Annotated in this window: 7 protein-coding genes; all 7 read left to right on the top strand. The window is 69.6% G+C overall.

Annotated features, from left to right (window positions below; all coding sequences use genetic code 11):
* The first annotated feature begins 303 nt into the window (after positions 1 to 303).
* Positions 304 to 1,284 carry a hypothetical protein gene (locus PH190_RS14960; protein WP_274232320.1) on the top strand — a complete coding sequence of 327 codons (981 nt, stop codon included), beginning with the start codon at positions 304 to 306 and terminating at the stop codon, positions 1,282 to 1,284.
* Complete coding sequence (locus PH190_RS14965; RefSeq protein ID WP_274232321.1) at positions 1,281 to 3,002, top strand: Dyp-type peroxidase; 1,722 nt, start codon at positions 1,281 to 1,283, stop codon at positions 3,000 to 3,002. Before PH190_RS14960 ends, PH190_RS14965 begins: the two co-directional genes overlap by 4 nt.
* A 73-nt stretch (positions 3,003 to 3,075) precedes the next feature.
* A complete protein-coding gene (locus PH190_RS14970; protein WP_274232322.1) occupies positions 3,076 to 5,064 on the top strand; it encodes a hypothetical protein in 1,989 nt (662 codons plus the stop codon).
* A 28-nt stretch (positions 5,065 to 5,092) separates the two neighbouring features.
* On the top strand, positions 5,093 to 7,096 hold the full coding sequence (locus PH190_RS14975; protein WP_274232323.1) for a LodA/GoxA family CTQ-dependent oxidase: 2,004 nt from the start codon (positions 5,093 to 5,095) through the stop codon (positions 7,094 to 7,096).
* A gap of 8 nt (positions 7,097 to 7,104) precedes the next feature.
* Complete coding sequence (locus PH190_RS14980) at positions 7,105 to 8,148, top strand: NAD(P)/FAD-dependent oxidoreductase (RefSeq protein WP_274232464.1); 1,044 nt, start codon at positions 7,105 to 7,107, stop codon at positions 8,146 to 8,148.
* Positions 8,149 to 9,384: 1,236 nt separating this feature from the next.
* On the top strand, positions 9,385 to 10,164 hold the full coding sequence (locus tag PH190_RS14985) for an SdiA-regulated/phytase-like domain-containing protein (RefSeq protein WP_274232324.1): 780 nt from the start codon (positions 9,385 to 9,387) through the stop codon (positions 10,162 to 10,164).
* A gap of 144 nt (positions 10,165 to 10,308) precedes the next feature.
* Positions 10,309 to 10,782 (top strand): hypothetical protein, encoded by a 474-nt coding sequence (locus PH190_RS14990; RefSeq protein WP_274232325.1) that lies wholly within the window; start codon positions 10,309 to 10,311, stop codon positions 10,780 to 10,782.
* Positions 10,783 to 11,142 lie beyond the last annotated feature (360 nt).

Consider the following 11,142-nt stretch of genomic DNA (forward strand, 5'->3'; position numbering starts at 1 on the left):
CGTGCGTGGAGCGACGATAACGCGCGGCACCCCCGCGCGGAATCCCGAGAGCCGCCCGAGCGGCCGGTGGAAACACTCGAGAGATCGGCTCGCCGGCCCGCTCTCTGCTCCGCGACCTCGAACGGCGTATCGTGGCCGTCCGCGGTGCGCCGGTCGGGTGGTCTCGATTCTCCGGAACGGTTCGACGATGGTGGCCCGATCCCCCGGTCGTTACTCTAGCGGCAGAGCGCGACAATTCTGATCAACCGTGGCCGACACGAAGATCCGTCGATTGCTCACATCCCGACGGGTGACCGGTGGCACGTGCCGGGCGCGCGCTCGGAATTGAAGCAGGGGGGGCGAATGGCTACGATCACCTTCGACACGCCCGCGCACCTGCGGGACGCCCCGGCGGGCTCGCCGTTCTACGCGGCCTGGCACCGGGAGATCGCGCGCCTGGTCAACGACCGGGTGCCCCTGAGCCGACCGGGCCGCTCGGTCGACCCCAGCGTCGTCGACCTCGAGGTCGACGAGGAACGCCTGAAGACCTGGACCGGCTTCTCGCGTCCGCTGCTCATGGAGCACCGGGACGACCGACCTGCGGCGTTCGCGGCGAGCGAGGACCGGTCGGTGCAGATCGAGTACCTCGAGTGGCACGTCACGCGGACCGACGGCGCCATCACCAAGATCACCTTCACCACCGAGACCCCCGAGTACTACGCGGTGCTCGCGGCCACCGAGCCGCAGGTCCTGCTCGACCTCTATCGCCGCCTCGTCAGCCCCCAGGTCCAACTCGCCGACCTGGTGGGCGCCGGCGGCACGTACAAGCCGCGGAACAAGTGGAACACCACCCTCGGCATCGTGCACTACATCATGCCCATCAACTCGATGAAGGACATGCTCGGCGTATCCGAGGAGATACAGAACGCGGCCGACGCGCGCGACAATTTCGAGCCGTTGCCCTACCAGCGCATGACCGGAGCCGACGCGCGGCTGAGTTTCGACAACTGGGTGATGACCCGGCGTGGCCTCTCGGTCGCTCCCTGGAATCCCCCCGGGCTCTACATCGTCGACTGGGACGACACGGGCTGGACGAAACCCGACGGCACCCCCGTCGACGACTACTGGACGGTCGCGCGCGGTGCGGAGGGAATGGTGCTGCGGCTCGAGTACGAGGTGCCGGCGACGGAGGACTTCGTGGTCGGCGACATCGCCATCGGCGGGCGACCGATCACCACCGGCGGCGAGGTCGCAGAGCACATCGTCCTGTCCGCCCGTACCGTCGCCGGGAGGGAGTCCCCGTGACCGCCAACCCCTCGGACGTGCTCGCCTCCCTCACCGAGGCCGTGGCGACGCCGCTGGCGAACCTCGAGGTGCCGTCCGCGACCACGCACCTGCCCGCGGCACCGGTCGCCGACGCCGGCCCGCCCGAGGGCGCCGCGGGGCCGGCCGAGCCCCGGTACGACGCGGAGGCCGCGGCCGATATCCAGGGCAACGTCGTCCCCGGCTTCAACAAGGACCACCAGGAGTTCCTGTTCCTGCGGTTCGGCGACCCCGACGGGGTGCGGGAGTGGCTGCGCTGGCTGCATCCTCGCCTGGCGTCCATGGGCGAGGTCCTGCAGTTCCGGGACGAGTTCCGCAGCGAGCGGCTGCGCCAGGGCACGCGCGACCCGGGAATGTCGTCGACGTGGACCGCACTCGCCCTGTCCCACCCCGGCATCGGTGCCCTGCTGGGCCAGGCCGAGGCCGACGCCTTCGGCGAGCACAGCTTCCGCCAGGGTCTGGCCGCGCGCTCGACCTATCTCGGTGACCCGAGCGACCCGGCCCGTCCCGGGCACCGCGACTCCTGGGTCGTCGGGGGTCCCGGCGAGGAGGCCGACGCGCTGGTCATCGTGGCGGCCGACCGCGACGCCGACCTGCGGACCGCCGTCGACGACACCGTCGCGGAGGCGACGGCCCGCGGACTGACCGTCCAGTTCTCACAGCGCGGCGACACGCTGCCCGAGCCGTTGCAGGGCCACGAGCACTTCGGGTTCAAGGACGGCGTCTCCCAGCCCGGGGTGCGAGGCGCACTCGCCGGCTCGGGGCTCGAGCTCACCCCGCGGTTCCTGGCCGCGGACGATTCGCGCTCGGCCCTGTTCGCGAAGCCCGGCCAGCCCCTGGTGTGGCCGGGGCAGTTCCTGCTCGGCGAGCCTCGGCAGGACCCGCAGGACCCGCTCAGGCCCGCGGCCGGCGCCGCGACGTTCCCCGCCTGGGCGAGGCGCGGGTCGTACCTGGTCTGCCGCCGGCTCGACCAGGACGTGCTCGGCTTCTGGGAGTTCGTGGCGTCCTGCGCCGACGAGCTCGGCACCTCACCGGTCGCGTTCGCGTCGATGCTGGTGGGGCGCTGGCCGACCGGGGCCCCGCTGATGCGCTCGCCCGACCACGACGACCCGACCCTGGCGGGCGACGAGTTCGCGAACAACCACTTCCTCTTCGACGACGACACCCGCCGCTCCCGACTCGCGCCGATCCCGGGGTACGGCGGCGACGACCACCGGCTCGCGGCCGCCGACGTGTTCGGGCGGCTGTGCCCGCACGCTGCGCACATCCGCAAGGTGAACCCACGGGACAGCGCCACCGACTTCGGGGCGCCGGCCGACACCCTCATGCGGCTCATGCTGCGCCGGGGGATCCCGTACGGCACCCCGATCGCCGGGGTCGCGGCCCCGACGCCCGAGCAGGCGGCCGAGCCTCGCGGCCTGCTCTTTGCGGCGTACATGAGCTCCATCGAGGACCAGTTCGAGTTCGTCTCACGGCGCTGGGCCAACGCGACGACGATGCCGAACCTCGGCGGGCACGACCCGATCATCGGACAGCGTGATGCCGCCGGCGATCGGGCGCGGTCGTTCACCGTGCCGACCCCCGACGGGGGCACGGTCGACCTGACCGTGCCGCGCGACTTCGTGGTCCCGTCGGGCGGCGGGTACTTCTTCGCCCCGCCGATCAGCGCCGTGGGAGGCGTGCTGGCGGCAGACCGGTAGCCGCCGCTGCGCGGGGGACATGCGTCCGTGCTCTGCCGGCGGGCGCGACGCCGCACGAGAGGGAGGCTCCACCATGGGACGGACGCTGCCCGAGGAGAACCTGTCGCAGACCGTGATCGACGAGGCGACGTTGGCCGCAGCGGTTGACGACGCGGTCGCCCGGGTCCTGGCGGCCCCCGATCTCGCCGAGCAGGACGTGCCCGACGAGGTCGAGCGACTCCTGTCCGGGGACGGCGGCGCGCAGGCAGGGGCCGGCGCGACCGCGGCCGCCGGGATCGCCCAGCAGGCGGTGACCCTGGACGGCCTCGAGGTCATCCAGGAGGTCCAGGATCCCGACCACTCGGTGCCGCTCGTGGCGGGCAAGACGACGATCGTCCGGGCGTACCTGAGCTACCTGCAGCCGGTGTCGGTGCGCGGCGAGCTGCACATCGCCCGCAGCGCCGCCGGCCCCTGGCGCACGGTCGCCTCGATCGGTGCCGCGCAGCTCCATCCCTCGCGGTCCGGCAGCTCGCTCGCGCAGCTCCGCACCCGCCGGGTGGATCTCGACCACAGCCTGAACTTCCAGCTGCCGGCCGACCTGACCGCCCCCGGCGACCTGGTGCTGCGCATGGGAGCCGTCCGACGCGACACCGGCACGCCGCTGCCGTCGCTGGCGGCGTTGCCGACCCGCACCGTCACCTTCCATCCGGCGGCCCCCTTCCGTCTGCGGCTCGTCCGCGTCCGCTACCGGTACGGCACCCCGCCCCGCATCCACGAACCCTCCGCGACCGACGTGACGCTGATCGCGTCCTGGCTCCGGCGGGCCTACCCCATCGCCACGCTCGAGCTGAGCACGACGACCATCGACGCGAACCAGCCACCGATGCAGCCGCCACCGGAGTTCGGTCCCGAGGCGATCAACGCTCAGCTCATCGCCCTCCGGGCGGTCGACGTCGCCAGCGGCACCGACGAGCGCACCCACTACTACGGCATGGTCGCCGACAGCGGGTTCTTCATGCGGGGCAAGGCCTCGGGCATCCCGCATCCCGCCCGCCTGGGCGTGGTCGCCTCGGGACCGACCGGGCCGAGCACCTTCAGCTGGGACTTCGACGGCTCGTACGGCGACTGGTACGGCGGGCACGAGCTCGCGCACACGCTCGGCCGTTTCCACGCGGAGTTCTGCAACGCCGGTGGCGGCGCCCCCTACCCGTTCCCGAACGGCCAGCTCTCCGACGCCGACGAGAGGTTCATCGGCATCGACGTGGGGGATGCGGCGCTCGGCCTGCCGATGCGGGTCCTGCGCGGCACCGTCGCGCACGACGTCATGACCTACTGCGACGACCAGTGGTTGAGCTCCTTCACCTACGCCGGCGTGCTCGAACGACTGGCCGAGGAGGACGCCCTGGCGGCGGGCCCGGGGACGCGAGCCCTGGCCGGACCGGCGGCGGTCCTCGACGGAGCGGAGGCCATGGTGCGGCTCATCGCGGCGGTCAACGTGACCCGGTCCTCCGGGTCGGTCACGGCGGTCCTCCCGTCCGCCGAGGCCGCGGATCCCGACCCCGGCGGGGCCGCCGGCTACGACGTGGCGGTCCGCGTGGTCGACGCGGAGGGGACGGTGCTCGACGAGCGCCCGGCGGTGTTCATGCCGAGCGCCTGCGAGGAGGCCGACGAGGACGTGACCGGTGTCGTCGACATGACCCTGCCCACGCCGGCGGGAGAAGCGGTCGTGGAGGTGCTCGTCGCCGGGCAGGTGGTTGACAGCCGTCCGGTCGGCGGCGAGGTCAGCCCCGTCGGCGCGGTGGTCGGCGCCGACCCGAGGGCGGACAGCGCGGGTGGGCCGAGCGGGGGGTCGGCGCTGGAGCTGCGGTGGGACCGGCCCGAGGCGCCGAGCGGACAGCGCTACACGATCCAGGTCAGCGAGGACGGCGGCGAGACGTGGCGGACGGTGGCGGTCGACCTCGCCGAGCCCGCCGTGAGCCTGGCGCCCGAGGAGCTCACCGCCGACGAGATCACCGTGCGCGTGCTGGCCACAACCGGGACCGGTGCCACGGCGGAGCGCACCGACACCGTGCGCGTCCGGTGACCGAGCCGCCGACCTGAACGGAGCTCCGATGCCCTCCGAGGACGTCGTTCGCTGTGCCGTCCACCCCGCCCTCGGCGTCGCCCGGGTGGGGAACGCCCCACCCGACGACGTCGTCCTGGCCCCCGAGGTCCCCGGCCGGCCCGCTCGTCCCGGGGACGGTGGTGGCCACAAGGACGCGAGCGGCCGAATCCGGCGCGAGGCGGCCCGGTTCCGGGTGTACGGCTACGACGCCCGGGGCGAGGTGGTCGGCGAGATCACGGCCGCCGACGCGGAGATCACCTGGGAGGTGCACCTCGCCAACCGCAAGGCGGCCTGGTACCAGTTCCTGAACCCGCTCGACCTCAAGCAGTTCGCCATGGTCCCGCCGCGCCGCAACGCCGACGTCCCGGCCGAACGCAGGCGCAACCTCGTGATCGACCCCGGCGCCCGGTCCATCAGCGGCGTCGACGTCAGCGGGCCCGAGTACGTCCTCGACGAGGGCTGGATCGCCTTCCGCCAGGGCAACCCGATCCAGGTGGCCCTCGGTGAGATCCGCACCGACGACGCGGGGCGTCTCCTGGTCGTCGGGGGCGCCGGGCGCTCGGCGTCGCACGACGGCTCGCGGGCCACGACCTTTGCCAACAACGACGGCTGGTTCGACGACACCTCCGACGGCACGGTGCGGGCGACCGTCCGCGTCGGCGGTCGCGAGCTGGTCGCCGAGCCGGCGATGGTGGCCGTCGTCCCACCCAACTACGGGCAGGGTCTGTTCGGCCCGGTCACGATGTACGACGTCGTCCACGACCTGCACGTCCGACGGGGCTGGGTGGCGCCGCCGGAGCGCCTCACCTTCTGGGAGCACGTCCACCCGATCCTCGAGCGCCTCGCCGGGAACCAGTGGGTCAACCACGGGATCTACGTCCTATTCGGCGCCGGTTCGCCGAGCGACCTCGCCGACCCGGAGTACCTGGAGCGGCTCGCCGACCCCGACGCGCCGCACGCGCCCGCGCGACGCGCCCTGTTCGACTGGTTCCGCCCGCCACCCCCGCCGTGGGACGAGCCGGGCACCTCGGCGGTGCTGCCGGCTCCGGAGCCCGCGGGCCTGCCGCCCTTCTACGGCGACGGTGTCGACTACACCGACACCGCCGTCTACGACCTGGCGCTGACTTCGACCCAGTACGAATGGCTGCGGCGCTGGGCCGACGGGGAGGTGGAGACCGGCGAGCGACACGAACCTCCGGCGAGCCTGGACGACGTGCCGCTCGCGCAGCAGCCGGCCGCGCTCGACCGCGCGCCGCTCGACGACTGCCTGGGTGGGCCGTTCCACCCCGGGATCGAGCTGACCTGGACGTTGCGGGTGCCCCGCATGTGGCGCGGCGCGGACTCCCCGTTCCGGCTGCGGGTCCTCGAGCCGGGGCCGGAGCCGTCCGACGACTACGGGAGCTCGCTCACCCCCGAGACCGCGCTCGGACCGGGCGGCCCGCTCGACGGCAGCGGCCCCGGCACGTTGACGCGGTGGATGGGCGTCCCGTGGCAGACCGACGAGGCCAGTTGCCTGTCCGGCTACAACACCTCGAACTACCTTCCGCTGCCGTCGTTCTGGGCCGCGCGCGTGCCCAACCACGTCCTGGCCGCGGAGTCCTACGCACGCCTCGGAGAACCCTCGCTCTCCCCGGTCCAGCGGATGAAGCACCTGACCTACCGGCAGTTCTGGCTGCGCGACCTCAACGCCAGCGGCGAGTACGAGGCCCGGATCAACAACATGGTGCGGAACTGGCACGCGGTCGGGATCGTCGCCGAGCAGCCCGCGCCGGAGGCTGTTCGGGGCGACGAGTGGCCGTCGCGCTACTGGGTCGAGACCGGCCGGGCCGAGCGCTTCACCGAGCCCGACGCCACCTTCGAGCAGGTCAAGCGAGCCGAGCAGCCCGAGGCGGCGGCCGAGAGCGGTGCCGCGCTCCCGACCGTCGCGGCCGAGGCCCAGCCGGCGCGTCCCGACGCCGAGCGCGCCGCGCACCCCCGCCCGCGGCGCCACGTGGTCCGTCGCGACCGGTGACGCGGGTCGTGATCGTGGGTGGCGGACCCGCCGGGTCTGTCGCCGCCCTCGTCCTCGCCGGGCGCGGGATCGCCGTGACCGTGGTCGAGTCGCGCGCCGCGCCCGAGCGCAAGGTCGGGGAGTGCGTGCCGCCGTCCGTGACGCCGCTGCTGCGCCACCTGGGCTGCGAGGACCTCATGGAGCGAACCGGCCACCTCCGGTCGCTCGGCAACCGTTTCGTCTGGGGATCGTCGCGACCCGGCGACCGGCCGTTCCTCACCGGCGCGCAAGGCGACGGCTGGCACGTCGACCGTGCCGTCCTCGAGGCAGACCTCGCCGCCCGGGCGCAGGCAGCGGGCGCGACGTGGGAATCGGGACGCCGCATCGTGCGGTGCGAACGCGCCGGCGACCGCTGGCGTGTCACGTGCCGCGACAGCCGTGTCCTCGACGCCGACATCGTCGCCGACGCCACCGGCCGAACCGCCTTCGTCGCCCGTCGCCTCGGTGCGACACGGGTGCGCTACGACCGCCTGGTCGGAGCGTGCGCGTTCCTGTACAGCGCCACCCCGGACACCGACACCTACACCCTCGTCGAGGCCGTGCCCGAAGGCTGGTGGTACTCGGCAGTGTTGGCCGACGGGCTCCTGGCCGTCGCGTTCATGACCGATGGGGACCTGCTCGACCGACGGGCCTGGCGGTCCCTGCTGGAGCGCACGGATGCGACGTGGGCGCGGGTACGCCATCATTCCTATACCGTGACCGGAGCCGTCCGCGTCGCGCCTGCGGATACATCGCGCCTCGACACGATCGCGGGCGAGGGGTGGCTCGCTCTCGGCGACGCCGCGGCAGCGTACGACCCGCTCTCCTCCTACGGAGTCGGCTCGGCGATGGGCTCCGGCTTCTACGGCGGGAACGCGATCGCCGATTTGCTTGCGGGGCGGCCAGAGGCCCGCGAGGCCTATCTGACGATCATGCAGAACGCGTATTGCGCATTCCTGGACCAACAGTTAGACCACTACGCACGGGAGCGACGGTGGCCGCACGCCGTGTTCTGGGCGCGCCGCCGGCCATGACGGAGCACACGTCGAGCGAGAGTCGCCGGCCACACGCGGCGACGACAAACCTCGCGGAAAATTATCGAACGAACCCGATGCCCGCCCGAGAAGAGGACTGCAAGCCACCGAACGTGCGCCGTGCCATCGTTCCGCTGTTCAGTAGACGTGTACTTTACGGCTCGACCCACCACTCCGACCCGTAGATCCGGTGATGCGACTGTGCCTACATCGCCTCTAGACTGACTTCTGCGCCTGAAGTAATCGCCAGTGTGCACCCAGTGACATTGTGACCATCAGTCACACATCGTTGCTTTCCGTGGCGTGATTGCTAAGCCATTGCCGTGATAACTCCTATCATCGCTTGCTCTTGCAAGAGTTGCTCGGGAGACTCATGTGGTCACTGCAGCGTCTGCAGCTCCGCACTCTGTAGGCGGTTTTGCTTGGAGTGTCCGCCCAAGGGGGCGATCAAGCGATGGCCTGGCGATCGAACGCTAGCTTCCCCGTCCGCACGAACGGTCTGTCCGTAGCGCCGCTCTTGGATGAGGACTACGTTGTCGCGCTCGACGCGTGGCACACGGCTGGAATCGGAAGCCACTCCTTGTCCCGCCCAGCAGTTCTTATGATGGTCGCTAATCAATCTAACCGTCCGGCGCCGAAAGCGCGGCGGAGAGTGGCGACCAATCGACGAGGGCGCGGCCAAGCACGTCGGAGGCGATCGGATCTTGCCCTCAGCTGCATTTCTCCAGCCACTGAGCAGGTCGCTGCTATTCGACGTGTTTTGGCGGAAGCCGCGGCTCCGCCATAGATCGCCTGGAAAAGGGCGATATAGGGGCAGCGCGTCGAACGCCCGACCGAGGCTAGTTATCAGTCAGGGACAGCACAGCTTTCGCTCAAGCGAGGCGCGGACGCCACAAAAGTGGCCCCCACAACCGTAATACGTGGTCGACGCGCATGCCGGACCCGCATCGAGCGCTCCGTTGATTCAGTCCCTTCCTCAAATCCAGAAGAAGCGCGCCAAGCGACTTCAACGAAGGAGGTGGGTCGAGTGTACATAGGTATGTTGTGGGCGAGGTCAAGGAGCCTCAGCCGAAGTTGATCATAGCTCTTTCAGATGACAAGATGGAGGCGTAAATGAGGACCGTCGGAATTAGACACAGGACAGCGCTGCCTCTGCGTGAGCTCTCCGGTCTCGACCTTCGCCGCGGAGAGCAAGGTGACTTCGAACTCCTCGCGGTCGGTGACGAGGACTTCGCAGTGATCGCCGCCACCCTGGATGTCAAGGACGAGCCGGGGCGAACATGGCGACACGATCTGTGCCTGCCTCTGCGCGACACGCGGGTCGAAATGCAATCAGGCTCCGGCTTCGAAGGCGTTGCGACTGACGGCAACGGCGCAGTCGTTCTACTTCGGGAAGAAGCGGCCCAGCTGCTGACCATGACACCCAACCTCTCGCAATTACTTCAAATTTGCCCGCTTACTGTGCCGGATGATCACCCTCAGCTGAGTCCAGGATGGCATCAGGACCCCAACTCACGTGGAGAAGGCCTCATACTACTTAAGGACGGCCATGTCCTTATGGCGAGACAGAAGGACGACCCCTGCCTGATTGAGTTCGGGCCTGCGGAGCACACACCGAACGGCATCGCTGCTGCCACGATTCTAGGCTCAGGCGAGTCCTTCCAGCTGCCGCAGCCCGGACCACAAGAATTGGTGCCCCTCGCAGTTTGGTTACTGGCCGATAACACAAAGGAGGCGCTGCCGACTATCAACGACATCGCAGTAGGACCTGATGGCCGGGTGTACGTTCTGAGCTCCAAATCGAAGGTGATCGCTCGCCTTGAAAAAGACCTGAAGCCTGGGAAACACTTTCGCGCCGCGATCACATGGCGAATCGACGAGGAAGACCTTCCTGGTGGTGAGAACGCTCAGCCCGAGGGCTTGGCGATGCTCCCCTCGGGCCGCGCCATTGTAGCACTTGATACCAAGAACGCCGGGTGCAACCTCGTCGTGCTCAAGCGACTCAAGTACGACTGACGCAGATTCGGGTGTTGCACTACTTGCCACGGAGCCCTCAGCATGTTGACCTCGAGGTCATGTTGCCCAGTAGCTCTGGCCACATATCACGCTGAATTGGGGGCTGAGTTGCCTAGAGACAACAATGGTGACAAAGGAGGCGGCATGAGCAGGATCCAGGCGTGGCTAACCATTGCAGGCGGATTGATCGCCATACTCGGCTTCTTTGGTATAGCGCAATTCACCGACCTCATCAACAGTCCTGCAGGTCCTGTCCCTCCAGGCACGACCCAGAACTCTCCAGGTGCAGGTATTGCACCTCCTGTAGACGCACCGCCAATTCCAGAGCGCCCACCAACTGTGCCGACCGAAGTAATAGGCTCATGGAGCGGGTATGGACTTCAGTACGCTAACGATCCCTACCCGCAAAGCCTCGAGGTAACCTTTACTTCCAACGGAACATACTCGAAGGTAACCGAGGGTGCGGCCCGGGACGACGGGCGCTTCGTTGTTTCGGGCTCGTCGATCACATTCATGCCAAGATCAGGCCCGCCATATACCTGGCAGTGGGAGCGAACCGGGCAATCCGTCCTCATTCTCCAGAACGAGATGCGGCAGTACAATCTGGAGCAGACTTGAGTTATGCTGCCAGGGTTCGGGTGACGTCGGTCGCCTTCCCCACGGAGACCCCCACCTCGGCGATCGCGGCCTTCCGCGCTCGGCGCTGCCAGCGGTGCTGTGGGCGGGGCGTGCGGGTTGTCGGACCCGTCACCCCCCCCCCCCCCGCGGACCGGCCTGCGTGGCGCACACGGGGGCGTTGACGCCAACCCACACACCTAGTCAGGAGGCGTTCCTGGGCTGCTCATCGTTCCCCGTCCAGCACAACCCGTCATACGTTCCCTGCATCGCAGAGCCAAGGGGGAGAATTACGGACAGTCGACCACCTAACGTGATGTTCATTTGGACAGACCAGCACAGGCCAGCTATTGGCTCCCAGTC

The organism is Actinomycetospora straminea, assembly GCF_028737255.1.
GTDB classification, from domain to species: Bacteria; Actinomycetota; Actinomycetes; order Mycobacteriales; family Pseudonocardiaceae; genus Actinomycetospora; species Actinomycetospora straminea.